This is a genomic window from Pseudomonas sp. COR18, assembly GCF_048568395.1.
Classification (GTDB): Bacteria; Pseudomonadota; Gammaproteobacteria; order Pseudomonadales; family Pseudomonadaceae; genus Aquipseudomonas; species Aquipseudomonas fuscovaginae_B.
The window spans coordinates 5,638,649-5,663,842 of sequence record NZ_CP183808.1; the positions used below are offsets into that span (position 1 = coordinate 5,638,649).

The 25,194-nt window shown below is 64.5% G+C and carries 24 protein-coding genes and 1 pseudogene; 6 read left to right on the forward strand and 19 right to left on the reverse strand.

The annotated features are described in order from the left end of the window. Positions 1–13 precede the first annotated feature (13 nt). From ACM62G_RS25850 to ACM62G_RS25865, 4 genes are all read right to left on the reverse strand, one after another. On the reverse strand, positions 14–685 hold the full coding sequence (locus tag ACM62G_RS25850; protein WP_054058136.1) for a GntR family transcriptional regulator: 672 nt from the start codon (positions 683–685) through the stop codon (positions 14–16). 123 nt (positions 686–808) lie between these two features. Then, positions 809–1,213 (reverse strand): DUF2442 domain-containing protein, encoded by a 405-nt coding sequence (locus tag ACM62G_RS25855; protein ID WP_419735912.1) that lies wholly within the window; start codon positions 1,211–1,213, stop codon positions 809–811. After that, a complete protein-coding gene (locus ACM62G_RS25860) occupies positions 1,200–1,451 on the reverse strand; it encodes a DUF4160 domain-containing protein (RefSeq protein ID WP_054058138.1) in 252 nt (83 codons plus the stop codon). Before ACM62G_RS25860 ends, ACM62G_RS25855 begins: the two co-directional genes overlap by 14 nt. A gap of 170 nt (positions 1,452–1,621) precedes the next feature. Next, positions 1,622–2,410 carry an N-acetylmuramoyl-L-alanine amidase-like domain-containing protein gene (locus ACM62G_RS25865; protein ID WP_273823125.1) on the reverse strand — a complete coding sequence of 263 codons (789 nt, stop codon included), beginning with the start codon at positions 2,408–2,410 and terminating at the stop codon, positions 1,622–1,624. Between the two features lie 188 nt (positions 2,411–2,598). On the opposite strand from ACM62G_RS25865, the gene ACM62G_RS25870 reads away from it, so the two are divergent. Both ACM62G_RS25870 and ACM62G_RS25875 read left to right on the forward strand, forming a co-directional pair. Then, the gene (locus ACM62G_RS25870; protein ID WP_273823124.1) at positions 2,599–3,651 is read left to right on the forward strand and encodes a GlxA family transcriptional regulator; all 1,053 of its coding nucleotides are present in this window, start codon (positions 2,599–2,601) and stop codon (positions 3,649–3,651) included. A 131-nt stretch (positions 3,652–3,782) separates the two neighbouring features. Continuing rightward, on the forward strand, positions 3,783–5,501 hold the full coding sequence (locus ACM62G_RS25875) for a hydrogenase maturation protein (RefSeq protein ID WP_054058141.1): 1,719 nt from the start codon (positions 3,783–3,785) through the stop codon (positions 5,499–5,501). Here ACM62G_RS25875 and ACM62G_RS25880 read toward each other — a convergent pair. From ACM62G_RS25880 to ACM62G_RS25895, 4 genes are all read right to left on the reverse strand, one after another. Further along, positions 5,498–6,541, reverse strand: coding sequence for an ABC transporter ATP-binding protein (locus tag ACM62G_RS25880; protein ID WP_054064325.1), 1,044 nt, complete (start codon positions 6,539–6,541; stop codon positions 5,498–5,500). The two genes, ACM62G_RS25875 and ACM62G_RS25880, sit on opposite strands and share 4 nt — an antisense overlap. Then, positions 6,538–8,019, reverse strand: coding sequence for an ABC transporter permease (locus ACM62G_RS25885; RefSeq protein WP_273823122.1), 1,482 nt, complete (start codon positions 8,017–8,019; stop codon positions 6,538–6,540). Before ACM62G_RS25885 ends, ACM62G_RS25880 begins: the two co-directional genes overlap by 4 nt. A gap of 132 nt (positions 8,020–8,151) precedes the next feature. After that, positions 8,152–9,168 carry an iron ABC transporter substrate-binding protein gene (locus ACM62G_RS25890; RefSeq protein WP_054061483.1) on the reverse strand — a complete coding sequence of 339 codons (1,017 nt, stop codon included), beginning with the start codon at positions 9,166–9,168 and terminating at the stop codon, positions 8,152–8,154. Positions 9,169–9,418: 250 nt separating this feature from the next. Then, positions 9,419–10,492 carry an AbrB family transcriptional regulator gene (locus tag ACM62G_RS25895; protein ID WP_273823121.1) on the reverse strand — a complete coding sequence of 358 codons (1,074 nt, stop codon included), beginning with the start codon at positions 10,490–10,492 and terminating at the stop codon, positions 9,419–9,421. A 131-nt stretch (positions 10,493–10,623) separates the two neighbouring features. Here ACM62G_RS25895 and ACM62G_RS25900 point away from each other — a divergent pair, with 131 nt between their 5' ends. Further along, entirely contained in the window at positions 10,624–11,526 is a 903-nt protein-coding gene (locus tag ACM62G_RS25900; RefSeq protein ID WP_419735913.1) for a LysR family transcriptional regulator, read from the forward strand. Positions 11,527–11,569: 43 nt separating this feature from the next. Here the strand turns inward: ACM62G_RS25900 and ACM62G_RS25905 are convergent, their stop codons facing one another. The 3 genes from ACM62G_RS25905 to ACM62G_RS25915 are packed head-to-tail and all read right to left on the reverse strand — an operon-like array spanning position 11,570 to position 14,350. Next, the gene (locus tag ACM62G_RS25905; RefSeq protein ID WP_273823119.1) at positions 11,570–12,178 is read right to left on the reverse strand and encodes a LysE family translocator; all 609 of its coding nucleotides are present in this window, start codon (positions 12,176–12,178) and stop codon (positions 11,570–11,572) included. A gap of 41 nt (positions 12,179–12,219) precedes the next feature. After that, positions 12,220–13,536, reverse strand: a complete 1,317-nt coding sequence (gene glyA, locus ACM62G_RS25910) for a serine hydroxymethyltransferase (RefSeq protein ID WP_419735914.1) — start codon at positions 13,534–13,536, stop codon at positions 12,220–12,222. A gap of 49 nt (positions 13,537–13,585) precedes the next feature. Next, positions 13,586–14,350, reverse strand: a complete 765-nt coding sequence (locus ACM62G_RS25915; RefSeq protein WP_419735915.1) for a HalD/BesD family halogenase — start codon at positions 14,348–14,350, stop codon at positions 13,586–13,588. Positions 14,351–14,559: 209 nt separating this feature from the next. Here ACM62G_RS25915 and ACM62G_RS25920 point away from each other — a divergent pair, with 209 nt between their 5' ends. Continuing rightward, on the forward strand, positions 14,560–15,015 hold the full coding sequence (locus ACM62G_RS25920; protein WP_273823116.1) for an Lrp/AsnC family transcriptional regulator: 456 nt from the start codon (positions 14,560–14,562) through the stop codon (positions 15,013–15,015). Positions 15,016–15,031: 16 nt separating this feature from the next. Here ACM62G_RS25920 and ACM62G_RS25925 read toward each other — a convergent pair whose 3' ends face one another. From ACM62G_RS25925 to ACM62G_RS25960, 8 genes and pseudogenes are all read right to left on the reverse strand, one after another. Further along, positions 15,032–15,832, reverse strand: a complete 801-nt coding sequence (locus ACM62G_RS25925) for an alpha/beta hydrolase (RefSeq protein ID WP_419737562.1) — start codon at positions 15,830–15,832, stop codon at positions 15,032–15,034. Between the two features lie 73 nt (positions 15,833–15,905). Beyond that, complete coding sequence (locus ACM62G_RS25930; RefSeq protein WP_054057065.1) at positions 15,906–16,265, reverse strand: Na+/H+ antiporter subunit G; 360 nt, start codon at positions 16,263–16,265, stop codon at positions 15,906–15,908. Next, on the reverse strand, positions 16,262–16,540 hold the full coding sequence (locus tag ACM62G_RS25935) for a K+/H+ antiporter subunit F (protein WP_054057064.1): 279 nt from the start codon (positions 16,538–16,540) through the stop codon (positions 16,262–16,264). Before ACM62G_RS25935 ends, ACM62G_RS25930 begins: the two co-directional genes overlap by 4 nt. Further along, entirely contained in the window at positions 16,537–17,025 is a 489-nt protein-coding gene (locus ACM62G_RS25940; RefSeq protein WP_419735916.1) for a Na+/H+ antiporter subunit E, read from the reverse strand. Before ACM62G_RS25940 ends, ACM62G_RS25935 begins: the two co-directional genes overlap by 4 nt. After that, positions 17,022–18,701: a monovalent cation/H+ antiporter subunit D gene (locus ACM62G_RS25945; protein WP_419735917.1), complete on the reverse strand. Its 1,680-nt coding sequence runs from the start codon at positions 18,699–18,701 to the stop codon at positions 17,022–17,024. The genes ACM62G_RS25940 and ACM62G_RS25945 overlap by 4 nt, the downstream gene beginning before the upstream one ends. Next, entirely contained in the window at positions 18,698–19,042 is a 345-nt protein-coding gene (locus ACM62G_RS25950) for a Na+/H+ antiporter subunit C (RefSeq protein WP_007986256.1), read from the reverse strand. Before ACM62G_RS25950 ends, ACM62G_RS25945 begins: the two co-directional genes overlap by 4 nt. Then, positions 19,042–21,972, reverse strand: coding sequence for a monovalent cation/H+ antiporter subunit A (locus tag ACM62G_RS25955; RefSeq protein ID WP_273823086.1), 2,931 nt, complete (start codon positions 21,970–21,972; stop codon positions 19,042–19,044). The genes ACM62G_RS25950 and ACM62G_RS25955 overlap by 1 nt, the downstream gene beginning before the upstream one ends. A gap of 185 nt (positions 21,973–22,157) precedes the next feature. Then, positions 22,158–23,181 (reverse strand): annotated as a pseudogene (locus ACM62G_RS25960) (DMT family transporter). Between the two features lie 12 nt (positions 23,182–23,193). Between ACM62G_RS25960 and ACM62G_RS25965 the strand changes: the two are divergent. Both ACM62G_RS25965 and ACM62G_RS25970 read left to right on the forward strand, forming a co-directional pair. Continuing rightward, complete coding sequence (locus ACM62G_RS25965) at positions 23,194–23,757, forward strand: helix-turn-helix domain-containing protein (protein ID WP_054057059.1); 564 nt, start codon at positions 23,194–23,196, stop codon at positions 23,755–23,757. 229 nt (positions 23,758–23,986) lie between these two features. Next, positions 23,987–25,189 carry an SfnB family sulfur acquisition oxidoreductase gene (locus tag ACM62G_RS25970; protein ID WP_419735918.1) on the forward strand — a complete coding sequence of 401 codons (1,203 nt, stop codon included), beginning with the start codon at positions 23,987–23,989 and terminating at the stop codon, positions 25,187–25,189. The last annotated feature ends 5 nt before the right edge of the window (positions 25,190–25,194 follow it).

The following is a 25,194-nucleotide window of genomic DNA, read 5'->3' on the forward strand; positions in this document are numbered from 1 at the left end:
AGTGGCATCTGGCTCAATGCGCGCGTGGCAGGTGCTTGAGCAGGGTCGCGCAGACACCGGCGATATGCTCGTCGAGCAGTTTCACCGCCCGTTCCACGTCGCGGGCGCGGCAGGCTTCGATGATTTCCCGGTGTTCATGATCGGCGCGCTCCTTGCCGGCGGACAGGCTCATCTGCATGCGCAGGTAGCGTTCCAGCTTGTCGTTGACCGAGCGGATCATGCCGACCAGGAACGGCCGCTGCGCCGGCTCGTAGAGACAGGCATGCAGCTCCCAGTTGAGTTCGGCCCAGCGGCCGACATCGTTCTCGCCGACGAACTCCTGGCAGATGCTCTCGGCCCTGGCAAAGGTGCTGTCGGTCATGTTCGGGATCGCCAGGCGCAACACCTTGTCCTCCAGCAGCATGCGCACCTCGAACATCTGCGCCAGCTCCAGCTCGGAGAGACGCGTGACCATCGCCCCCCGGTTGCGCTGGAACATCACCAGCCCCTCGGCCTCCAGCCGTTTGAGTGCCTCGCGCACCGGGATCTTGCTGACATTGAACTGGCGGGCGATTTCGTCCTGGCGAATCGGCTCGTCCTCGGCGAAATTGCCGGCGACGATCGCCTCGCGCAGGTGGCGGGTGATGATCTCCGAGGTGGAGGGCGCATTGCCCAGGTCCGGCAGATTGAGTTTGGGTAGGGACACGGCGCGATCATTCGAGAGGGATGGAAAGGATATGGTATACAAAAAACGTTCTGTTTTCCCTTCCTCTCGACGAGGCGGCACGCTGATGACGCCCGGGCCTTGTGCCAGGCGTCCGGGCCTGCTTCAGAGGGCGGGGCGCTTGCGCGGACGACCGCCCAGCTTGCCGTTCTCGCGAGCGGCGCGGGATTTGGCTTCGGTCGAGCGGGAACCGCCTTTCCTGCCCAACTGACCGGCCATCCACGATGCGCTACCCAGCACGCCATTGATCAGCGCGGGCAGGTGCAGGTCGACGTCCAGGGCCGGAAAATGCAGCCCCTGGCCGCTCGGGCTGAGGTCGATCCGTGCCAGTTGCGCAGGTTGGGCGTCGGCCAGGCCCTGGGCCAGCCGCGGTGGAAAGGACAGGCTCACGCCGGAGTCGAGACGGATCACCACGCAGTCGGTATCCGCGTCGTAATGGACCTGCTCCGCACGAGGCACCTTGGGTTGGGAGGCGTTTGCCTGCCTGAATTCGAGTTCAGTCAAAGTCACCGTGGATCTCCTTCCATTGCTGGCATTGATAGGCCAGGTCTTCGGTCAGCAGTGCGCACAGAAGCTTGAGCCTGCGATAGGTAAAACCGTAGTTGATACGCAGTTGCGGCGGACCTTCGGGGCACCGCAGGTGGAACACCGCTTCGTGCTCCCAGTTCATGACATGCACATGGCAGGGCCTGTGATCGTTGGAGTAGATCACTACTCGTACATCGTCGAATCGCGCTGTCGTCACCATGATTCAATAATAACCCATCCGTTTAGGTTTGAGAAAGTTGCCGACGTATGGCTGCTTCCTGCCGACATTCCCTGCCGGCACATTCAAGGCTAGACGGACTGCGGGTTACGACCCTGTTACAGGTATTTCCCGATATGTGTAACGATGGTTTTCGAGAGGTGCTGCTGGCCTCAGAGGGCCCGCAGCACCACGATCCCCGGGGTCTTTTTCACATAGGCGAGGAACGGCGAGTCGATGACCTGGTAGTGGTTCGACTGGGCCGAGGCGTTGCGCAGCACGGGGCCCTTGTCGGTCATGATGAAGATGCCCGTGTGGGTCACGTCCAGGCCCTGGGCGGGGGTGTAGATGCCGACGTAGTCGCCGGTGCGTAACCGGCTGATGACGGTGTCGTCGACGAACTGGCTGGGAATGTAGCTGATGGCGCGGGTCACCTCGGCGCTCGAACCACCGCCAGCAGGCGTCTTGAGGACCTTGGTGACGGTGGTGGCGTCCGGGCTGGCTTCGCGGGTCACGTCGCGGGCATTGAGCGGCGTGGCATGCGCCCAGTCGGTGAAGAAGTGTTTGCGGTTGACGTAGCTGATGTCGCCGTTTTCGTAGCGGGTGCGGACCACGTTCTCGATGAAGCGCGGCAGGCTGTCGGACTTGCGCAGGGCCTCGACGTAATCCAGGTAGGTGAAGCAGTCCAGGCCGCGAAAGTCGATCACCAGCTTTTCCGCCGAGGTCGCCGAGCCCACCAGCATATGCGGTACATAGGGTGTGCCGAGGAAGCTGGCGGAGATCTCGTCGATGCGCCGGCCGGTGTCGGGGTGGCCTTCGCTGGCCAGCCGCGACTCGATGAGCCTGATCTTGCCCAGGGTGTAGTCGTCCAGCTGGACCGGGGTATCGGGCGATGTCCGGGTAAAGCCGGTCAGCATCAGGCCGATTGCCAGGCCCGACAGGATCGACAGCATCTTGTTCATACAGTCTCCGAAAGACAGGCACCCCGGCTGTTCTTCAGGCGCGGATGCCGCCGAGCATTGTTTTCTGCCGCGTGACAGCTGTCAAAGAAAACTGCGTGGCACGCCTTTCGAACAGTTTTGAAGGCGCTGCGCGAACGCGATATTCTCGTGCCCACCAGCCTCCTGGTTCTCCTTGAGCATCATCACGCATGTCCGAATCACCACCGGCGGGGCACCGCCAATTCAGTCGCAGCCTCAAGACCCTGAATCTCGCCTACCTGAACGAGTCGGGCCAGGGGGCGGTCACGCCGCCGCCACCCCGGCGGATCGCCTTCGTGCTGCTCGACAATTTCTCGATGATGGCCTTCACCGGCGCGCTGGATGGACTGGTCACGGCCAACCTGCTGGGACGGGCGCCGCTGTATGAAGTGAAGACCTTTGGCATCGATCACCTGCAGATCGCCTGCGACCTGGGTATCTCCATCGCCGCCGACGACTGCATCAGCGCCCTGCGTCCGGACGGCGCCGACCTGCTGATTGTCTGCGGCGGCCTGCGCAGCCCGTTGCAGCCGGCCGGCAAGCTGGTGGAGAAACTGCGCCAGTGCGCGCGGGCGTCGATGCAACTGGGCAGCCTCTGGAACGGCTGCTTCCAGCTGGCCCATGCCGGCCTGCTGGACGGCCGTTCCTGCACCGTGCACCCGGAGAACCGCGCCGGCCTGATGGAAATCTGCCCGACGGTGCAGTTGTTGCCGCAGCCCTATGTGATCGACGGTGGGCTGATCAGCTGTGCCGGCGCCAACAGTGCCCTGGGCCTGATCCTCAACGTGATCCGCGCCCAGCAGGGCGACGAACTGGTACGGGGGATCGAGGCGATCCTCAGTTGCGACCGCAGCGAACAGACCGACAACATGCCGCTGGCGCGGGTCTCCCGCGATCCGCGTCTGCCGGTGGCGCTGCAAAGCCTGCTCGACCTGATGGAAAACAATATCGAAGACCCGCTGGAGCTCGACCAGTTGGCGGCCTACGTCAACCTGTCGCGGCGTCAGGTCGACCGACTGTTCCAGCAGTTCATGCAGAGCTCACCCAAGCGCTACTACCTGGAGCTGCGCCTGACCCGCGGCCGGCAACTGCTGCTGCAGACCAACGAGTCGGTGATCAACATCGCCACTGCCTGCGGGTTCGTCAGCTCGGCGCACTTCAGCCGCTGTTTCCGCGACTTCTTCGGTCACACCGCCAGCGAAGCCCGCGCGCGTCACCGCTGACGCCTGCACCTTCGGCCTTGACCTCGATCAAGGCCGGCTCCTCACACCGCGCTACTGTAGCCACTCCGGTCGGGCCATGGATTGTTCATCGCAGCAGTGGGCCCGGTACATGCTCAAGGAGGAGGTTAGTCATGCGCTCATTGAAGATCATTCTGTTGTCCACCGCGTTCAACGGTCTCACCCAGCGTGCCTGGTTGGCGTTGCGCGAAGCCGGGCACGAGCCCAGCGTGGTGCTGTTCACCACTGAAGAGGAGGTCTGCCGGCAGATCGAAGGCAGCGGCGCGCAACTGGTGATCTGCCCGTTTCTCAAGGACCGTGTGCCCGAGCAGTTGTGGCGCAATACCGAGCGCCCGGTGGTGATCATCCATCCGGGAATTGTCGGCGACCGCGGCGCCAGCGCGCTGGACTGGGCCATCAGCCGCAAGCTCCCGCGCTGGGGCGTGACCGCCTTGCAGGCGGCCGAGGAGATGGACAGCGGCGCGATCTGGGCGACCAGCGAATTCGAGATGCCGGCCCAGGTGCGCAAGTCGCAGTTGTACAACGGCCCGGTGGCCGATGCGGCGCTGATCTGCATCCATGAGGTGGTGGCGAAATTCGGTACCGATTTCAAACCGACGCCACTGGACTATGAATCGCCAGACGTGCGCGGCCACCTGCAGCCGAACATGAAGCAGAGCGACCGCAGCTTCAGCTGGCATGACAGCGCCGAGTTCATCAAGCGTCGTATCGATGCCGCCGATGGCCAGCCCGGGGTACTTGCCAGCCTCCAGGGTGAGCAGTACTACCTCTACGACGCCCACCTGGACAGCCGCTGCGGAACCCCCGGGCAACTGCTGGCGGTACACGATGACGCGGTGCTGGTCGCCACGGGCGATCGCAGCATCTGGATCGGTTCCCTGCGGCGCAAGCCCGCCACCGGCGAGGAAACCTTCAAGCGCCCGGCGCGCCATGTGCTGGCCGGGCGGCTGGACCAGGTGCCGACCCTGGACTGGTCGATCAGCACCCACCGGCAATGCCTGGAGGCCTACCAGCCGATCCGCTATCGCCAGGTGGGCGATGTCGGCGAACTGACCTTCGAGTTCTACAACGGTGCGATGAGCACCGAACAGTGCCGCCGGCTGGTCAGCGCGTTGCGCTGGGCCAGGGCCCAGGACACCAAGGTCCTGGTGTTCCGTGGCGGGCAGGGCAGTTTCTCCAATGGTGTGCACCTGAACGTCATCCAGGCTGCTGCGGTGCCAGGCCTGGAAGCCTGGGCCAATATCCGTGCGATCAACGATGTCTGCCGCGAACTGCTGAGCGCCCGGCAACTGGTGGTCAGCGGCCTGACCGGCAGTGCCGGGGCAGGCGGGGTGATGCTGGCGCTGGCGGCGGACGTGGTGCTGGCCCGCGACGGCATCGTGCTCAATCCACACTACAAGACCATGGGCCTCTACGGTTCCGAATACTGGACCTACAGCCTGCCGCGGGCGGTGGGGGCCGACCTGGCCCTGCAACTGACCCAGCAATGCCTGCCGCTGAGCACCACCCAGGCGCTGGCGATGGGCATGATCCAGGGCATCGGTCCGCGTTGTCCGCAGGCCTTTGGCGAGTGGTTGATGGGCGAGGCCCAACGCCTGGTTCACGAGCCGCACATGGCTCGCGAAAACAAGCAGGCGCCGGATCTGGAGGCGATGGAGTACTGCCGCGACCTGGAACTGGCGCAGATGCAGCAGGACATGGTGCAGGACCGCAATGGCTTCGCCGGCAAGTGCCGCAACTTCGTGCTCAAGCGCAAAGCCTGCGGTACGCCAGAGCGCCTGATCGCGCCCTGGGCCCGGCCGACCCGGACGGCGGGCGTGCTGACCTGCTAACCCAGCACGTGGGCGTGCCCGAGGGTCGACACCCGCACCTGGGCGCCGACCCGCGGTGCCAACATGCCGCTGCTGCGCACCAGCAGCGGACGTTTCCCCGCGTTGGCCAGTTCCACCGTCAAGGTGCAGGTATTGCCACCGAAGTCACAGTCGGTCACTACCGCCGGGCTGCCCGCGATCTCACCTGAGCCGGGCATGGCCAGTTGCAGTTGTTCGGGTCGCAGCATGATCTGCGCCGGGCCATGCAGGCCTTCATTGTTGACCGGCACCTTGCCCAGCTCACACTCCGCCCAGCCATCCTCGATCCGCGCCGGAAGAATGACCGCGTCGCCGAGAAACACGGCAGTGTCCTCGTCGACCGGGCGCAGATAGAGATCCATCGGCGCCCCGGCCTGTACCAGCCGGCCCTGGCGCATCACCGCCAGTTGATCGGCAAACGACAGCGCCTCGGCCTGGTCATGGGTCACCAGGATGGTGGTCACGCCGGCATCCGACAGCAGGCGCGCGACCATCTTGCGCATGGCCGCGCGCAGCCCTGTGTCGAGGGCCGAGAACGGTTCGTCGAGCAGCATCAGCCGTGGCCGCTGGGCCAAAGCGCGGGCCAGGGCGACCCGTTGCTGTTGGCCGCCGGACAGTTCATGGGGCCAACGGCTCGCCATCTGTGCATCCAGCGCGACACTCTCCATCAGTTCGGCGATACGCGGCTGTTTCTCGCTGGTCTTGCCGGCGAGGCCGAAGCCGATGTTGTCGGCCACGGTCATGTGCGGGAACAGCGCACCGTCCTGCGGCACATAGCCGATCAGGCGCTGGTGGGCGGGGATGGCGGTGTGGGCGTCGACCAGTGGCTGGCCGTCGAGCACGATGCTGCCGGAGTCGGGAAATTCGAAGCCGGCGATCATCCGCAGCAGGGTGGTCTTGCCCGACCCCGAGGGGCCGACGATCGCCGTGCGGCTGCCGGCGGCGAGCGACAGGCTGACGTTCTCCAGGGCCGATTGTGCACCGAAGGACTTGTAGAGCGAGTTGAGTACCAGAGCGTTCATCGGCCCGCCGTGCGTTTGGATTGATGGTAGAGAAGGCCGGTCAGCGGCAGCGACAACAGGATCATGATCAGGGCATAGGGTGCGGCGCCGGCGTAGTCGATTTCGCTGCTCAGGGCCCAGAAGCCGGTGGCCAGGGTGCGCGTGCCATTGGGCGCCAGCAGCAGGGTCGCGGTCAGTTCGTTGACCACGGCCAGGAACACCAGCGCCGCACCGGCGGCGGCACCCGGTGCGGCGAGGCGCAGGGTGACCAGCCAGAGGGCCCGAGCCGGCGAGCGACCGAGGCTCTGGGCGATGTTCTCCAGCTCCACCGGCGCCTGGGCGATGCCGGCGCGCAGGCTCACCAGGGCCCGCGGCATGAACATCAACAGGTAGGCCAGCAGTACGGTGAGCGAGGTCTGGTAGATCGGCCGGGCGAAGTGGATGGTCACCGTGACCAGCGCCAGCGCGACGACGATGCCCGGCAGCGAACTGGTGATGTAGTTGCAGCTTTCCAGCAGGCGATGCAGGCGCCCTGGCGAGCGGATCGACAGCCAGGCCACCGGCACCGCGGCGCAGGTGGTCAGCAGCGCACCGGCGGCCCCGAGCAGCAAGGTTTGTTGCAAGGCCGGCCACAGCTCATCCGCCTGCCAGACATCCACGCCGCCGGCGACCAGCCAGTTGCCCAGGGTGATCAACGGCACGCCGAGGGCCAGTGCACTGCTGAGCAACGGGACACTCAGGCCCACCAGCTTGCCCGCGACACCGAGCCGTACCGTGCGCTGCTGGCGGGCCGTACCGGAGCCGACCCGGGCGTAGCGGGCCTTTCCGCGGGCCGCCGACTCGACCGTCAGCAGCCCCAGGCAGCACAGCGCCAGCAGACCGGCCAGGGTGTGGGCCGCCGGGCCGCTGAACGTCGACTTGAACTGGTCGAAGATTGCCGTGGTGAAGGTGTCGAAGCGGATCATCGCGTAGAGACCGTATTCGGCCAGCAGGTGCAGGCCGACCAGCAGCGAGCCGCCACAGATCGCCAGCCGCAGTTGCGGCAGCACGATGCGCCGGAACACCGCCCAGGGCTTGAGCCCCAGTGATTCGCCGACGTCCTCGATGGCCGGGTCCAGGCGCCGCAGGGTGGCGGCGATGGGCAGGTAGAGGAACGGGAAATAGGCGATCACCGACACCAGCACGCCGCCGCCCAGGCCGTGGATCGACGGTACCAGGCTGACCCAGGCGTAGCTGTGGACGAACGCCGGCACCGCCAGCGGTGCGGTCGCCAGCAATGACCAGAGACGCCGGCCGGGCAGGTCGGTGCGCTCGGTCAGCCAGGCCAGGGCCAGGCCCAGTATCACGCACAGCGGCAGGGTGATCAGGGTCAGCAGCAGGGTGTTGGCCGCCAGTTCCGCCACCCTTGGGCGCCACACCAGTTCCAGCAGGGTGCTCCAGCCGGTCTGCCAGGCCGAAAGGACGACGAAGGCGATGGGCAACAGGGCCAGCAGGGACATCAGAAGCGACAGCCCGATGATCCACGGATTGCTCTGCCGAGCGAAAAATTTTCCGGCTCGCCGAGGCGAAAGCGCCGCAGGCGCGTGAGCGGCTGCGGCGGTGTCCAGAGGAGGGTTGGACTGCGGGAGCAATTACAGGATTCCGGCTTGGGTCATCAGGGCCACGGCCTTCTTGCTGTCGAGTTTCGAGGCGTCGACCTTCGGCGCGTCGAGGTCCTTGAGCGGCACCAGTTTCGCGTTGGAGTCGGCACCGACGCCGACTGCGTACTCGAACGAGTTGCCGTCGCGCAGCACTGCCTGGCCGCCCTTGCCGGTGACCCACTTGAGGAACGCCTGGGCCTCCTCCTGGTGCCGGCTGGACTTGAGCACGCCGCCACCGGAGAGGCTGACGAAGGCGCCCGGATCCTGGTGCCGGAAGTAGTGCAGCGAGGTGTTCTTGCTGTTCTCGCCGGTCTTGGCCTGGTCGCCGAAGCTGTAGTAGTGGTAGATCACACCACTTTCCACCTGGCCCGCGTTGACCGCCTTGAGCACCGCGCTGTTGCCGCGGTAGACCGAGGCGTTGGCCTTCATCGCCTTCAGCCAGTCCAGGGTGGCGGCTTCGCCCTTGAGTTCCAGCACGGCGGCGACGATGGCCTGGAAGTCGGCACCGGCCGGCGAAGCAGCCCAGCGGCCTTTCCACTCAGGCTTGGCCAGGTCGAGCAGCGACTTGGGCAGTTGCGCTTGGCTCAGCTTGTCCTTGTTGTAGACGAACACGGTGGAGCGGGCGGCGATACCGACCCAGTTGCCGTGGGCCGGACGGTAGGCGGCACCGACCTGTTCCAGGGTGCTCGGCGCGACCGGGGCGAACAGTTTGGCGTTGTCCACCAGCACCATGGCCGGCGAGTTCTCGGTGAGGAACACGTCGGCGGGCGACTTGTCGCCTTCCTGCACGAGTTGGTTGCCCATCTCGGTGTCGTCACCGTTGCGCAGGGTCACCTTGATCCCGGTTTCCTTGGTGAAACCCTCGACCCAGGCCTTGGTCAGGCTTTCGTGCTGGGCGTTGTAGACCACGATGCCCTCGGCGCTGGGCGCCGCGTAGGCCTGGCCGGCGCCGAACAGGGCGGTGGCCAGCAGGGTCATTTTGAACAGCGAAGGGAAACGGGAAATCATTCTGTGGAAGCTCCTGCGGTCTTGTGTACGGTCTTATGGTCGATGCCGAGGAGCGGGAGCGGGCGCGACTGCACCCTTTTCGCCGCTCCGGTTAAACAATAGGAATCATTCGCATGTTTGTTCGGGCGGGAATGTAGAGGGGCAGATGAGAAAAAAACGTGAAATGAATCGTTAAGCGGCGTCGTTTGCCGATGGGTTCAGGCAAGCGACAGCACCGCGATTGCATCCCTGCAAGGGCGGGTGCCGGGCCTCACTCCTGGCGGGCGAAGCGGATCACCAGGCGGGCGAAGTAGGCACCGGTGAAGATCACCGCCAGCAGGCGCAGGGTCTGCATGGCCAGCACCAGGCCGACGTCGGAATGGGTGTCGACCGCGATGATTGCCATGGTGTCCAGGCCGCCGGGGCTGGTCGCCAGGTAGACCGAGAGGAAATCCAGGCCCAGCCACTTCGCCAGCAGCCAGGCGGAGGCGGCGCACAGGGCGATCAGGCTGATGGCGCTGAGGATCATCACCGGCAGGCGCTTCCAGACGTAGAGCACGGTGGGGCGGTCGAAGCGCAGGCCGACGTAGCAACCGATGGCGCCGTAGGCCGTGGCCAGCAGCCAGGCCGGCAGGGTGATGTGCAACAGGCCGGACAGTTGCAATGCGCCACCGATCAGCAGGGGGACGAGCAGGGCTCCGGCCGGTACGCGGGTGCCGAGCACCACCCCGAGCACCGCTGTTGCCAGGGTCAGCCCCAGGCTGAGCAGGTCCAGCCCGTGTTGGGGCGCGGCCATTGCGTGCTGCTCGCCGCCGGCCGGCGCTTCGAGCACATGGCTGACCAGCGCGCCGATCACCACCACGCAGACCACCCGCACGTATTGCATGGTTGCCACGACCCGGCCGTCGGCCCCGAAATCATCGGCCATCGCGACCATGGCCGACGCCGCGCCGGGGGAGGTCCCCCAGGCGGCGGTGCTGGCCTGTATGCCGCCGAAACGGACCATCAGCAGGCCGACCAACGAGCTCAGGGCCACCGTCAGTACCGTGGCGAACAGCATCAGGTGCCAGGAGTCGGCCATGGCTTCTAAAACGGCCAGGGTCATCGAATGGGCGGCGAGCAGGCCGATGCAGCCCTGGCCCAGGCGGAATGCCTGGCGATGGATGCGGATGCGGGCGCCGCTGACGCCGAAGCCGATCGCCACCAGCATCGGCCCGATGAATTGACCGGCCGGCAGGTTGGCGTGCTTTAACAGTTGCCCGGCGCTGCCGGCGAGAAGGATCAGGGCCAGCCATTGCAGCGGGCGTGGCCAGTGGCTCAGGGAAAAACGCGATGAATCGGACAAAACTCCCTCCAGAGCGCCGGACGCACCTGTTGCAGGGCGTTGCGATCGACGCGATAGGTAAATTATTGATAGCGCAATTGATCAAGTCCAGTTTCTAATTGTCATGAACCTATAACTTTGGTTGATTGATTATGGACCTGCGCGATCTCACCTATTTCGAAACCATCGCCGAACTCGGGCACCTGGGGCGCGCCGCGGAGAAGCTCAACCGCAGCCAGCCGGCGCTGACCAAGAGCATCCAGCGCCTGGAAGAGTCGTTCGGTACCAAGCTGTTCGAGCGCGAGGGCCGGCGCATCAAGCTGACACCGGTCGGGGTGCTGTTGCAGCAGCGCGCCCGGCAACTGCAGCAGAACATCGCCGAGACCCACCGCGAGGTCCGTGACTTTGCCAGCGGTGTGCTGGGCAATATCCGCCTGGGCTGCGCGTCGAGCATGGCCGAGTACCTGCTGCCGCAGTTGACGGCGACCCTGCTCGAGCGTGCGCCGCAGATCACCCTGAACCTGGTGATCGGTCAGGACAACATGCTGCGCGAGTCCCTGCGTGCCGGCCGCCTGGACGTGGTGATCTGCCCACAGTTCGACAGTGATCCGCAGATACTGGCCCACCCGTTGTTCGACGATGAGGCGGTGGTGGTCGCCAGCCGCAACCACCCGATCTTCGACGGTCCGATCCGCCTGAAGGACCTGGGACGCTACCGTTGGGTGCTGCCGGCCACCGGTGTTTCCTCCCGGCGCTGGATCGACGGCGTCTTCCTGGCCCGCGGGCAGCCGCTGCCGTCGGTGCAGATCGAGACCAACACCATCTCGCTGCTGCCACCGTTGATTGGCCAGACCCAACTGCTGAGCTTCCTGGCGCGCAATACCCTGGAAGACGTGCGCGGGGCCATGCACCTGCGTGAGGTGCCGCTCAAGGAAACCACCATGAAACGCACCCTGGTCGCCGCCGTGCGTGACGGCGGCTACCTGTCCCCGGCGGCGCAGAGCCTGCTCGATCTGCTCACGCGTGATGGGCGGAGTTTTTTCGTGGAGCGTTGAGCGCAGGAAGCCAGCCGTCGGTGGCGGACTGCCTGAGTGTCGGTTACTCAGCCAGCATCAACGACCAGGCCACGGTCAGCACCATCAAAATGGCGAAGCCGCCATTGAGCGCCCGGCTCCAGATCGGATGGCTGAACAGGTGGCGCAACTGGCTGCCCGCAAAAAGCCATAGGACGTCGAATACCGTGCATACCAGAAGACAGATCGAGGCCTTGGCGACAGGCTCCCATGGCTGCGGCAGACCGAGCGTAAAACTGCCGAGCAGAGCGGCGAACGCGGCGTAGGCCTTGATGTTCGTCAGGCTCAGCATGACGCCGGCAGCCAACCCGGGTGTGCTCACTGTCGGCTGGTCATTCAGCGGCTCGGCGGTGGCGATGCCATAAGCCAGGTAAAGGATGTACAGGGCACAGGTGGCCATTAGCAGCGTGCTCAGCCAGGGAATGCCATGCAGGGCGATATACAGGCCGGCGTCCACCAGCGTGATGGCTACGATCAGTCCCAGGATGATGCCGATGAAGAACAGGAGCGAGCGCCGCAGCCCATGGACGGCGCCGCTGGCCGCCAGTGCCAGGGTGGCCGGTCCGGGGCTTGCCAGTAATGCGATCGCGGTCACGGTAAAGGTCAGTATCGCCTGGTCGATGGACACCAGCATTTCGAGCACCTTCGTCTGCCGTTATCAATGGCTGGGGTGGGCTACTGCGGCAGCCCGTGTTCGTGGCAGTAGTAGACGGTTCGGTGATGCTTCATGAAGTCGATGACGGCCCCGGCAACCGCAGTCGGGTCTTTGCGATGCAAAAGAACCTTGGCGATCTGCCGGGCTATCCATTCCATATGCGTCTCTTTCATGCCCAGGCGAGTCACTTCAACGGTGCCCAGCCGTATGCCTGACTCCCGGGTGGGGTCGCTGTCCCAGGGCAAGGGCATTTCATTGGCAATGATGTTGGCCGCTTCCAGTCGCTGTACCGCCTCGCGGCCGCAGGCAAAGGGTTTTGAGTCGATGACGATCTGGTGGGTCCGGGTGTAGCCCTTCTCTCGGTAGAAGGCTGTCACGCCGAGGTTGTCCAGGGACCTTGCCAGGGCCTGGGCATTGCGGACCACTTGCGTCATGTAGGCACCGCCGTACTCCAGCATCTCCGTGGCGGCCACCGCGAGTGCGGCCACCCTGTTGATCTGGTGGCTACCGGTCAGGGTCGGGAAAATCGCCGTGTGGATCGGCTCCGTGAGTTCATCGTCGTTCCAGGCCATGATGCCGCCCTGGGGGCCACTGAAGGTCTTTCCGGAGGAGCCGGTCATCAGGTCTGCGCCTTCCTTGAGTGGGTCCTGGAAAAGACCGGCGCCGATCAACCCCAACTGGTGGGCGGCATCGAAGTAGACCTTTCCACCCCAGGGGGAAACGATGCGCTTTATTTCAGCAATGGGCAGCGCAAACAGTGTCAGCGTCATTCCCAGGCCGATCACCGCCGGCTTGAGGTAGCGGGCGATCTGCTCGAAGCGTTCCAGATCCATGTCGCTGCTGCGGTGATGGAAGGGAATGTCCCATATCCTCAGTCCCCGGACCCCGGGGGCGCCGTTGCGCCGGTTACTGGTATCCCCACCCCGGATCAGCGGTACCGTCATGACGGTGTCCCTGGGGCGGGTCAGGGCCGTGTAGGCCGTCAACACCGCCGACATGCCGCCCATGAGGCGATGGTCGGCATGTTGGGCGGCAAAGGTCATTTTCAGCAGTTCCACGCACAGCGATTCCAGTTCGTCGATGTGCGTCATTCCTGAGAAAAAACGCTGGGCGCGGCCAATGTGCCCTCCGCTGCCGCGGGTACCCACCTCGCTTGAGAGGAGCGAGCGGACGCCAGGACTGGTGGGTGATTCGGCGGCCACGAGGTTGATGCATTGTTGCCCGCGCCACTGCGCGTTGCGTGCGACCGCGGCGTTGACCAGATCGGCCATGGCCGAGTATGACCGAGCCTGTTTCAGCAAGGTCCTGGCTTTCTCGAGGCAATCGGCATCATTCATGGTCGTGATTCCGCAGCGGGGTTCCTGGGACAATGGCGATCGTGGCGTCTCAGCTCGGCATGCGGGCCGCCTGCGCGTGCTGGTTTTCCCACCAGCGGTCATGACCGTGCAGGGCCCGGTCGAGGTACTTTTCATCGGCCCATGTCATGTTCAGGATGATCCGCGTGGCATCTTCAGTCAGTGCAACGGTGCGATGAAGGGTGGTGTCGGTACGCAGGAAATAGATATCACCCGTGGTGAAGCCATAGGTGGCTATCGGGTTGTTGCAAAGGATTTCGTGGATTCTGGGGTTGGATTTGTCCCAGGTGGTGTGGGGAACACACTGCAACATTCCGCCCTTGGCGATGGGCGGGGTCTCGATGATCCAGATCAGCGCAAAACTGTAGTCTCCCCAATGCCAGCCATGCGTGTCGCCTTTACGCTCCTGCTTGGTGATCAGGTATTCCTCATCCTTGGAAACGGAAGCGACAACCCGGCTGTCCGCGATCAGCGACAGGGTATCGAGCAGCGCCTGGGAGGTAGACAGCGAGACGATCAGTGGACTGTTCCTGGCGATGAACTCGCTGCGCACGACACTCATGTAGCGAGGCGTGTTATCGGTTGTCGCCAGGTGCAGGTCCCTGCGTTCGAGCTGGCGTCCGATAAGGTTGTTGACCTCGGCTGTCACCTGCTGGCGCAAGCGGTCATCCACGATGTCACGCAGTTTTATGAATCCATCGCGGGCGAAATCATTGCGTAGTAAGAAAATTCTTTCTTTGGTGAAATTGTTCTGGCAATGCTCTTGTAGGAGACTTTCGTTAAATACGTAATCCATTTCTATACTCCTGTTGGAATCAACTACAGGCAATAGGTCCGGCTGGCTCTTGCGGTCGTTGCATGAGTCATTCGGTTTTTTTGGGAGTACGACTATTGATCTCGAGACAAAGAGTAGGTGGAGGCGCTGAGGAAAGCCATTGTTTTTATTTGGAGGTGTGGTATGTAATGATTTTTCATTGTTTATTGAATGTTCGTAAGGTTTTTCGTATGAATAAGCTTACAAGGAACGGGAAGAGACTGGACGACATTGATCGCGCACTTGTTTTTCTTCTTTATGAGAACTCCCGGACGTCTATCCGGGCGCTGGCTCGCCGTGTAGGGTTGTCCGCGCCGGCGTGCAGCGATCGCCTGAAGCGCCTGGAACTGACGGGTGTGATTTGCCGGTTCAGTGTGGAGTTGAGCGCTTTGGCGCTGGGGTATGTGCTGCAGGCGCTGGTTCGGGTGAAACCCTACCAGGAGAAATTTCAGGACGTCGAGAAGTTGCTTCAGAACTTGGCTGAGTGCGTTGCCTGCTACAGGATTACGGGCGATGACAGCTTTGTCTGTCATCTCTATGTCGATTCTGTAGAACATCTGGATCATGTTCTGAGAGATATTGCGCGAGTGGCTGACACCCATACTTCAATAATAAAGGCAATTGAGCGAAAGCTTCCTGTTCTATAAATGGGGCCTTGGTCGGTTAGTTTCCATCGAGCGTAGGCCACCATTCGCTCCAGTGCTCTGCCCAGCAGCAGTGATGGTTGTAGCCGGGCATGACCTGGATTCGGGCGGCGGGTCGGCTCGGGTGTTCGGCGACGAACTGCCGGGTCAACTCAGGCGGAATGATCGGGTCGTCGGCGCCCACCAGGTGCACTTGCCTGAGGTGACTCAGGGCCGGGCCGAAATCGCCGGGGTTGAGCGAGCGGGTCAGCGGTTGCACGTGATGAAAGCGGGTCCAGGCCTGGTGGTCGAGGTTGCCGGCGACGGTGATGACGCTGTCGACGTCATCGCGGCGGGCGGCCAGCAGCAGGGCGATGGCCGCGCCACCGGAATAACCGACCAGTTGCAGTGTCTGGGCGTGGGCCTGTTGCTTGAGGGCGTCCACTGCGTGGTCGAGGCTGGAGACCACTTCGCTGGCGAAGCGCGCGTCGGTCCAGTAGTCACGATTGCAGGCGGCTGACTTCAGGTATTGGCAGGGGCGGGCGAGGTAGGCCGCGTTGCCGCTGGGCTGGGCGAGTGCCAGGCGCAGGGCCACCGGGTCGATGGGCGTCGGGTCGGTCGAGGGCTGGCTGGCGGTTACCCAGGCGAAGCCGTCACCTTCGAGGTAGATCGTCAGGCGTGGATTGTCGTTGAAGTGTTCCGGCCTGAAGACCTTGAGCTGAAAGGGCTGGCTGGCGATCTCCTGGGCTTGCCAGTGATGACCACGGGCCAGGTCGGTGGCTGCGGCGCTACGTGATTCGGGCGACGGCACGGCAGCGCAGCCGCTGACCAGCATCGTCATCAACAACGCCACGATTCCTTGTGGGAGCGGTGTGCCGCTTGGTACATGGGTTCGTTGGGGTAGGGGCGGCATCTCAGCTGCCGCCCTCGGGGCGCCCGCTGCTGACTTCTCCCGGCACGTCATCACCGGCCATGCGCTTGCGGAACAGCCCGGTGCGGGCCAGCAGCAAGGTGGTGACCGGTACGGTGATCGACAGCAGGATCGGGATCAGCCAGGCATGCATCACCGGTTCCGACTTGAGCGCGGAAAAGTACAGGATCGAGGCCAGCGCCACGCACCAGGCGCCGATGGTCGAGGCCAATGCCGGCGGGTGCATGCGCTGGAAAAAGTCCTTCATGCGCAACAGGCCGATGGCGCCGCACAGGGCGAACAGGCTGGCCAGCACCAGCAATACCGCCACCGGAATCTCGATCCACAACGACAGTTCATTCATTCGATCACCTCGCCACGCAGGAGGAATTTGGCCAGGGCAAAGGAGCCGACGAAGCCGAACAGAGCGATCAGCAGCGCCGCCTCGAAGTAGGTGTCGCTGGCATAGCGGATGCCCAGCACCAGCATCATCAGCATGGCGATGATGTACAGGTAGTCCAGCGCCAGGACCCGGTCCTGTGCCGAGGGGCCTTTGAACAGCCGCACCACGGTCAGGACCAGGGCCACGCTGAAGAGGAACAGACTGAACAGGATCGCGTTGGCGAGCAGGGCGCTCATTCGAAGATCTCCATCAGGGGGCGCTCGTAGGTGTCCTTGAAGTGCCGGATAAACAGCGCTTCCTCATCCAGGTCGAACACGTGCAGCAGCAGGATGCTGCGGTCCAGCGCCAGTTCCGACCAGACCGTGCCGGGAATCACCGTGCAGATCATCGACAGCGCGGCCAAACCGTTGGCGTCGCGCAGTTCCAGCGGCACCTTGATGAACGCCGAGCGCGGCGGTCGCCGACCGGCGTTGAGCACGCCCCAACCGACGGCCAGGTTGGATACGATCACATCTCGGCCCACCAGCAGGAACAGACGCAGGATCACCCAGGGGCGGCGGATGCGGATCGGCAGCGGCCGCAGGGGCGCCATCATCAGCGGCGCCAGGAAGCCCAGGGCTGCACCCAGCAACAGGTGGCCGGGACTGACCGAAAGGTTCAGCACCAGCCACAGCAGCCACAGCGCCAGGGACAGCCAGGGCGCGGGGAACAGGCGTTTCATGGCTGCACCTCCTGCGCGACGGCCTTGACTGCCGGGCTCGGTAACGCGCGGGTCGCCAGCACTGTACTGATATAGTGCCCGGGGTTGGCCAGGCTGGCGGCGGTGGCCTGGGTGTAGCGCAGCAGCGGCTCGGCCTTGACGGTCAACAGGATGCACAGGCCGAGCAGGACGACGATGGACAGGCACTCGAAGCGGCGCAAGGTCGGCGACGGGCGCTCCGCCGGGCTCCAGAAGCGCTGCACGCCCATGCGGGTGAAGGCGATCAGCGAGGCCAGCCCGGACACCACCAGCAGTAGCACCAGGGCCCAGGCCGCAGGCGAGATCGGCGCGTCCTGGCCGAGCCCCAGGGGGTTGAGCAGGGCACTGAGCAGGCTCAGCTTGGCGATGAAGCCCGACAGTGGCGGCATGCCGATGATCAGCAGGGCGCAGGCGATGAAGCTCAGGCCGAGGAAGGCCATGGTCCAGGGGATCACCTGGCCCACCACGGCTTTCTGTTCGTCGTCCAGGTTGGTGCCGGGGCGTGGGTGCAGCGATTCCAGCGGTCGGGGCAGCGGGTCGATGTCTTCGTCCAGCGGCAGCTCGTTGGCCGAGCGCGAACGTTCGATCAACTCGCTCAGCAGGAACAGGGCGCACATCGCCAGGGTCGAGCTGACCAGGTAGAACAGCGCGCCCGCCGTCAGGTTCGGCTGGGCGAAGCCGACCGCCGAGAGCAGGATGCCCGCCGATACCAGGATGCTCAGGCTGGCCATGCGTTCCAGGCGCTGGGCCGCCACGATGGCAATGGCGGCAACGCCTATGGTCGCCATGCCGCCGTAGATCAGCCAGTCGCCGCCGAAATACGCCGAGGCGCCGGCCTGGCCGGAGAACAGCAGGGTCCACAGGCGCAACAGGGTATACACGCCGACCTTGGTCATGATCGCGAATATCGCCGCCACCGGCGCGCTGGCCGAGGAGTAGGCCGGCACCAGCCAGAAGTTCAGCGGCCACATGCCGGCCTTGGCCAGGAATGCCACGGCGAGGATCGCCGCACCGGCGTGCAGCAGGCCACGGTCGGCCTCCGGCACCAGCGGGATCTTCACCGCCAGGTCGGCCATGTTCAGGGTCCCGGTCACGCCATAGATCAACGCCGCGCCGATCAGGAACAGCGATGAAGCCAGCAGGTTGATCGCGATATAGTGCAGGCCCGAGGACACCCGCGCCCGCCCGGAACCGTGCAGGATCAGGCCATAGGAGGCCGCCAGCAGCACTTCGAAGAACACGAACAGGTTGAACAGGTCTGCCGTCAGGAAGGCGCCGTACAGACCCATCAGCTGGATCTGGAACAGGGCATGGAAGCTGCTGCCGGCACGGTCCCAGCGGGCCATGGCGAACAGCAGGGCACACACGCCGACGATGCCGGTGAGCACCAGCATCAGCGCCGAAAGGCGGTCGACCACCAGCACGATGCCGAACGGCGCCTGCCAGTTGCCCGGCAGGTACACGCCGATGGAGGCGGGCTCCACCGATTGCTGGCTCCAGACCAGCAGCCACACGGAAATGCCCAGCCCCAGCAGGCTCGAACACAGATTGAGACGGGCTTTCAGCGGGCGGTGTTTCTCGCCGAGCATCAGCATCAGCGCGGCGGTCAGCAGCGGCAGCAGGATGGGGGCGACGATCAGGTGCGGTAGCAGACTCATTCCTTGGGCTCCCGACCGTCCACATGGTCGGTGCCGGTCAGGCCCCGGGATGCCAGCAGGACCACCAGGAACAGCGCGGTCATGGCGAAGCTGATGACGATCGCCGTCAGCACCAGCGCCTGGGGCAGCGGATCGGTGTAGTGCAGCAGGTCCTGGGGCACGCCGTCCTTGATGATCGGCTCCTTGCCGATGAACAGGCTGCCCATGCTGAAGATGAACAGGTTGACCCCGTAGGACAACAGGCACAGGCCCATCACCACCTGGAAGGTCCGGGGCCGCAGGATCAGCCAGACGCCGGAGGCGGCGAGTACCCCGATGGCAATGGCAATGACTTCTTCCATCAGGCGATTCCTCCCTTGAGTGCAGGCTTGCCGGGTGATGCGGTCAACTGACCGGGTCGGTGCGCACGAACCGACTGGTGCGCCAGCGCCGTGAGGATCAGCAGGGTCGAGCCGACCACCACCGCGTACACGCCGATGTCGAAGAACAGCGCACTGGCGACATGGATATCGCCCAGCAGCGGCAGGTGCAGGTGTGCGGTGTGGGTGGTCAGGAACGGATACCCGAAGGCCATCGCCCCCAGCCCGGTGAGCGTCGCGCAGAGCAGCCCGAAGCCCATCCAGCGCAACGGCCGCAGGCTCATCTGTGCCTCGACCCACTGGGTGCCGGCGACCATGTATTGCAGGATGAACGCCACCGACATCACCAGGCCGGCGACGAAGCCGCCGCCGGGCTGGTTGTGGCCGCGCATGAACAGGTACATCGAGACCACGAAGGCAATCGGCAGCAGCAGGCGCACCAGCACCGCCGGCACCATCATGAAGCCCAGCGCGGTGTCGCTGGCGCTGCGCGGGTTGACCAGGTCGGTGACCACATCGCTGGCCAGCAGGCGTTGCTGGTTGGGCAGCTCGAGGCTCTCGCGCGGCGGGCGGAAACGACGGAGCAGGGCGAAGATCGCCAGCGCGGTAGCCACCAGCACGGTGATTTCCCCGAGGGTGTCGAAGCCGCGGAAGTCCACCAGCATCACATTGACCACGTTGCTGCCGCCGCCTTCGGGCAGGGCCCGGCTGAGGTAGAACGAGGAAATGTCGTTCGGCGTCTGGCGGGTGAGCATGGCGTAGGACAGCAGCGCCATGCCGCCACCGACCAGCACCGACAGCAGCAGGTCGCGCAGGCGGCGAATACGCGCCTTGCGCAGGCTGTTGGGCAGCGGCGAAACCTCTTCGATTCGCCGTGGCAGCCAGCGCAGGCCGAGCAGGATCAGCACCGTGGTGACCACTTCGACCACCAGTTGGGTCAGGGCCAGGTCCGGTGCGGAAAACCAGACGAAGGTGATGCAGGTCATCAGGCCGCAGACACTGACCATGGTCAGTGCCGCCAACCGGTGGTACTTGGCCTGCCAGGCGGCGCCCAAGGCGCAGGCAATGGCCAGCAGCCAGAGGGTGACGAAGACGATCGAGCCGGGGATCTTCGGCCGGTCGCCCCAGCTCAGGCTGCTGTGCAGCATCGGGATCAGCCCGGCCACCAGCGCTGCCAGCACCAGCAGGAACAACTGCGGCTGCAGGCGCTGGGTGCCGAGCAGGCGGGTCAGGCGCCGCGCCAGGCGCATCTTCAGCACCAGTACCGATTCGAACAGGCGCTTGCCGTCCAGGCGGCCGATCAGCGGCGGACGGGCGAAGCGTCCGCGCTTGAGCTGGTTGCGCAGCAGCAGATAGAGCAGCACGCCGGCGGACATGGCGATCAGGCTCATGACCATCGGTGCATTCAGGCCGTGCCAGATCGCCAGGCTGTACTCCGGCAGGCTGCCACCGACCACCGGCAGGGCGGCGGCGGCGAGGATCGCGCCGACCACCTGGGCCGGGAAGATCCCCACCAGCAGACAGGTGAACACCAGCAGCTCGACCGGTGCGCGCATCCAGCGTGGCGGCTCATGGGGAGTGTGGGGCAGGTCGGTGGCCGGTGGGCCGAAGAACACGTCGACGGTGAAGCGCAGCGAATAGGCGACGCTGAAGGTGCCGGCGATGGTCGCGATGATCGGCAACGCCGCTTCGACCCACGCCGTGGAGTTGATGAACACCGTCTCGGCGAAGAACATTTCCTTGGACAGGAAACCGTTGAGCAGCGGCACCCCGGCCATTGCGGCACTGGCGACCATCGCCAGGGTGGCGGTGAACGGGATCAGCTTGACCAGCCCGCTGAGCTTGCGGATGTCGCGGGTGCCGCTTTCATGGTCGATGATGCCGGCGGCCATGAACAGCGAGGCCTTGAAGGTGGCGTGGTTGAGAATATGGAACACCGCGGCCACGGCGGCCAGCGGGCTGTTCAGGCCCAGCAGCAGGGTGATCAGGCCCAGGTGGCTGATGGTCGAGTAGGCCAGCAGGCCCTTGAGGTCGTTCTGGAACATGGCGCAGTAGGCGCCGAGCACCAGCGTTGCGGCACCGGCACCGCCGACGATCCAGAACCATTCCTCGCTGCCCGACAGCGCCGGCCACAGCCGCGCCAGCAGGAACACCCCGGCCTTGACCATGGTCGCCGAGTGCAGGTAGGCCGAAACCGGGGTGGGCGCGGCCATCGCCCGCGGCAGCCAGAAGTGGAAGGGGAACTGTGCGCTCTTGCTCAGCGCGCCGATCAGGATCAGTGGCAGCAACACGGGGTAGAGGGCATGGGCGCGGATTTTGTCACCGGCCGCCAGCACCGCATCCAGCTCGTAGCTGCCGACCACATGGCCGAGGATCAGCACCCCCGCCAGCAGGCACAGGCCGCCGGCGCCGGTGACGGTCAGCGCCATGTAGGCGCCGCGCCGGGCATCGGAGCGGTGGTGCCAGTAGCCGATCAGCAGGAACGAGAACAGGCTGGTCAGTTCCCAGAAGAACACGATCTGGATCAGGTTGCCGGACAGCACCAGGCCGAGCATCGCTCCCATGAACGCCAGGAAAAAGGCGAAGAAGCGTGGCACCGGATCGTCCGGCGACATGTAGTAGCGCGCGTAGAGTGACACCAGCGTACCGATGCCCAGCACCAGCATGGAAAACAGCCAGGCGAAACCATCCAGGCGCAGCACCAGGTCCAGGCCGAGGCTGGGCAGCCAGCTGACGGTCTGGTGGATCACGCCGCCGTGGGCGATCTGCGGGTAGAACAGGGCCATCTGAATTGTTCCGACCAGGGCAACCACACCGGCCAGGATCGATTCGCTGTTGCGCGCATTATGGGGCAGCACGGCTGCCAGACAGCTGCCTAAAAAAGGCAGAAGCAGTAGAACTATCAGTGACATAGGCTTCTAATCTGCAGGAGTTTGCGAAGGATCATACGTGGCCCGTCCGGGATCACCAACCCGGAAGCTGTCGCAGAATCCTACAAGGAGAGTGGCAAATGCCTGATATACCTGCCCGAAGAGTAGCAGTGTAGGAGCGTGGCTTGCCCGCGAAGAACGATCACGCGATCTCTAATTAATCTCCATCAGGGATTATTCGAATCCAGCCCCTGCGCTTCGACACCTTCCTCAACCGCCTCGGCACCCTTGCCCCTGGTCTTCAACTCACTGACGATCACTGCCGCCACGATCAGCCCCGCCCCGAGCAACGCCAACCCAGGCAACCGCTCACCCGCCAGCCGCCCGGCGATCCCGGCCCAGACCGGCTCGCCGGCGTAGATCAGCGTGGCCCGGGTCGGCGATACGCTCTTTTGCGCCCAGTTCATCGCCACCTGGATCGCCGCACTGGCGGCGCCCAGGCCGACGGCGCTGAGCAGCAGCGTCCAGGAAAACGTCGGCAACGCTTCCCGGGTCGGTGCGATCATCAGCAAGGCCAGCACCGAGGCGGTGCCCAGTTGCACCACGGTGACGCGGCGTACATCGACCTTGCCGGCATAGTTGCCGATCAGAATGATCTCGGCGGCAATCGCAATGGCGCTGAGGATGGTGGCGACTTCCCCCGAACTGAAATTCAGCTCGGCGCCGTTCGGTCCGGACAACAGCATCAGCCCGGTAAAGGCCAGCATGATGCCGATGCTGGGCATCAGGCCCGGCCGCTTGCCCAGCACCAGCCACTGCAACAGCGGCACGAAAGGCACGTACAGGGCGGTGATGAACGCCGACTGGCTGCTGGGAATGGTTTGCAGGCCCACGGTTTGCAAGCCGTAGCCGAGCATGATCGCCGTACCGATGAAGACCCCGGCCTTCACCTCGAACGCCGTCATGCCCCGCAGGCTGCGGGCCGAGAACAGCGCGACGATAATGGCCGCGGCGGCAAACCGCAGCCCGACGAAGAACATCGGTCCGCTGACGGCCATGGCGTGCTGCACCAGCAGGAAGGTGCCGCCCCAGATCATGGTGATCAGGATCAACACGCACTCGGCTTTGCTGAACCGCAGCACCGAAGGGACTAAACTGCCGGATTTGACCGATACCATGGCCTTGCGCGCTTCCTGGAGTGAGACGCACAATGCGCCGAAAGATGGGCAGTATACTGCGCAAACCCAGCATGTGAGCAATATAGTGCACAAAGAAACTTCGCAACGCGCTTCGGTTCTGCAACACGTCAGCCTCAATGTCCGGCGTCTGCGCCATGCGGCACAGTTGAGCCAGGCGGCGCTTTCGGAAAAATCCGGGGTCAGCCGGCGGATGCTGGTGGCCATCGAGGCAGGGGAAAAGAACGTCAGCCTGACCACCCTCGACCGCGTGGCCGAAGCACTTGACGTAGCTTTCAGCGACCTGATTCAGGCTCCCGATGCCCGTGACCCGAGCCGCATCAACGAACTGGCCTGGGCCGGTTCGATCCCGGGGAGCAAGGCGGTGCTGCTGGCCAAGGCGATGGCCAGCCGCGAGGTCGAGCTGTGGGAATGGCGCCTGGAACCGGGGGAGGTTTATCACTCCGAGCCGGACAACGATGGCTGGAGTGAACAGCTGTATGTCTTCGAAGGATGCCTGACCGTCTGGCTGGGGGAAGAACAGCGCTCGGTGGCGACGGGAGAGTTCTTCATGTTCCCGAGCAACCAGCCCCATGGGTATCGCAATGATGGCGAGGTCGCGGTGCGCTTCGTGCGCAATGTGGTGCTGTAAGGTGAATGGCCTGGGCGGGCGATTCGTATATAGCCTAGGCTTCGACTGATGTCCCTCCGAGTGTTGCCAGAGCAACAGTAACTGGACAGTTTGGCTGTTTTTCAGTTGCGTCCATTTCTAGGTTTTTATCATAACTATCTGAAATTTAAGAAATTTATATTCAGGCACGACTCCTGCTATGTCCTCTGCATGCGTTCTTTCGCACTCAACAGGACTCTGGAGTCGGTCTATGACAGCTGCCGCCAAACCCACCACTGTCGCCCATGTCATCCGCTCGGATGAAGAGGCGATCGCCGCCGCCAGGCAACTGGCCGCACGTTTTGCCGTCGAGGCCAGCGCACGCGACCGCGAACGCCGCCTGCCGGGCGCCGAGCTCGATGAGTTCTCCGCCACCGGCCTGTGGGCCATCACCGTGCCCAAGGCCTACGGCGGTGCCGGGGTGTCCTATGTGACGGTGGCCGAGGTGATCAAGATCATCTCGGCGGCCGACCCGTCCCTGGGGCAGATCCCGCAGAACCACCTCGGCGTGCTCGACATCCTGCTGCAGACCGCCAGCGAAGAGCAGAAACGCCACTACTTCGCCAAGGTGCTGGAAGGCTACCGCTTCGGCAACGCCTTCTCCGAAGCCAAGAGCAGGAACGCCGGCACCTTCGACACCCGCATCCGCTTCGACGGCGACAGTGTGGTGATCAATGGCGAGAAGTTCTACTGCACCGGCGCCCTGTTCGCCCATATCGTCCCGGTGGTCGGCCTCGACGAGGCGGGCAACGCGCAGATCGCCTTCGTCGAGCGTCATGCCCCGGGCCTGACCATCGTCGACAACTGGGACGGTTTCGGCCAGCGCACCACCGCCAGCGGCAACGCCCTGTTCGTCGATGTCCGCGTGCCGCGCAGCAGTGTCATTCCCGCTCATCTGGCCTTCGACCAGCCCACCGCCAACGGCCCGATCTCGCAGATCATCCAGGCCGCGGTCGATACCGGTATCGCCCTGGGCGCCCTCGAGGAAACCAAACGCCACGCCCGCCAGGCTCGCCCGTGGATCGACAGCCAGCAGGAACACGGTTGGCAGGACCCGTTCAGTCTCGCGGTCATCGGCGACCTGGAATGGCGGGTGCACGGCACCGAGGCGATCCTGGAAAAGGCCGGTCGGGCCATCGACCACGCTCTGGCGCAGCCCAGCGAGGACAGCGTCGCCGAGGCCTCGGTGGTGGTGGCCCAGGCCAAGGTGCTCTCCGCCGAGACCTCATTGCTCGCCGCCAGCAAGCTGTTCGAACTGGCCGGCACCCGCTCGGTGCTGGGCAAGCACAACCTCGACCGCCACTGGCGCAACGCCCGCACCCACACCCTGCATGACCCGGCGCGCTGGAAATACCACCTGATCGGCAACTACCTGCTCAACGGCGTCAAGCCGGCTCGGCATGCCTGGAACTAGGAGTC

What these genes read in the sequence shown, in the direction of transcription:
- ACM62G_RS25860 (WP_054058138.1), bottom strand. Translation starts at nt 1,451, where the DNA reads ATGGTGACGACAGCGCGATTCGACGATGTACGAGTAGTGATCTACTCC.
- ACM62G_RS25865 (WP_273823125.1), bottom strand. Translation starts at nt 2,410, where the DNA reads ATGAACAAGATGCTGTCGATCCTGTCGGGCCTGGCAATCGGCCTGATG.
- ACM62G_RS25870 (WP_273823124.1), top strand. Translation starts at nt 2,599, where the DNA reads ATGTCCGAATCACCACCGGCGGGGCACCGCCAATTCAGTCGCAGCCTC.
- ACM62G_RS25875 (WP_054058141.1), top strand. Translation starts at nt 3,783, where the DNA reads ATGCGCTCATTGAAGATCATTCTGTTGTCCACCGCGTTCAACGGTCTC.
- ACM62G_RS25880 (WP_054064325.1), bottom strand. Translation starts at nt 6,541, where the DNA reads ATGAACGCTCTGGTACTCAACTCGCTCTACAAGTCCTTCGGTGCACAA.
- ACM62G_RS25885 (WP_273823122.1), bottom strand. Translation starts at nt 8,019, where the DNA reads ATGTCCCTGCTGGCCCTGTTGCCCATCGCCTTCGTCGTCCTTTCGGCC.
- ACM62G_RS25890 (WP_054061483.1), bottom strand. Translation starts at nt 9,168, where the DNA reads ATGATTTCCCGTTTCCCTTCGCTGTTCAAAATGACCCTGCTGGCCACC.
- ACM62G_RS25900 (WP_419735913.1), top strand. Translation starts at nt 10,624, where the DNA reads ATGGACCTGCGCGATCTCACCTATTTCGAAACCATCGCCGAACTCGGG.
- ACM62G_RS25905 (WP_273823119.1), bottom strand. Translation starts at nt 12,178, where the DNA reads ATGCTGGTGTCCATCGACCAGGCGATACTGACCTTTACCGTGACCGCG.
- glyA (WP_419735914.1), bottom strand. Translation starts at nt 13,536, where the DNA reads ATGAATGATGCCGATTGCCTCGAGAAAGCCAGGACCTTGCTGAAACAG.
- ACM62G_RS25915 (WP_419735915.1), bottom strand. Translation starts at nt 14,350, where the DNA reads ATGGATTACGTATTTAACGAAAGTCTCCTACAAGAGCATTGCCAGAAC.
- ACM62G_RS25920 (WP_273823116.1), top strand. Translation starts at nt 14,560, where the DNA reads ATGAATAAGCTTACAAGGAACGGGAAGAGACTGGACGACATTGATCGC.
- ACM62G_RS25925 (WP_419737562.1), bottom strand. Translation starts at nt 15,832, where the DNA reads ATGACGATGCTGGTCAGCGGCTGCGCTGCCGTGCCGTCGCCCGAATCA.
- ACM62G_RS25930 (WP_054057065.1), bottom strand. Translation starts at nt 16,265, where the DNA reads ATGAATGAACTGTCGTTGTGGATCGAGATTCCGGTGGCGGTATTGCTG.
- ACM62G_RS25935 (WP_054057064.1), bottom strand. Translation starts at nt 16,540, where the DNA reads ATGAGCGCCCTGCTCGCCAACGCGATCCTGTTCAGTCTGTTCCTCTTC.
- ACM62G_RS25940 (WP_419735916.1), bottom strand. Translation starts at nt 17,025, where the DNA reads ATGAAACGCCTGTTCCCCGCGCCCTGGCTGTCCCTGGCGCTGTGGCTG.
- ACM62G_RS25945 (WP_419735917.1), bottom strand. Translation starts at nt 18,701, where the DNA reads ATGAGTCTGCTACCGCACCTGATCGTCGCCCCCATCCTGCTGCCGCTG.
- ACM62G_RS25950 (WP_007986256.1), bottom strand. Translation starts at nt 19,042, where the DNA reads ATGGAAGAAGTCATTGCCATTGCCATCGGGGTACTCGCCGCCTCCGGC.
- ACM62G_RS25955 (WP_273823086.1), bottom strand. Translation starts at nt 21,972, where the DNA reads ATGTCACTGATAGTTCTACTGCTTCTGCCTTTTTTAGGCAGCTGTCTG.
- ACM62G_RS25970 (WP_419735918.1), top strand. Translation starts at nt 23,987, where the DNA reads ATGACAGCTGCCGCCAAACCCACCACTGTCGCCCATGTCATCCGCTCG.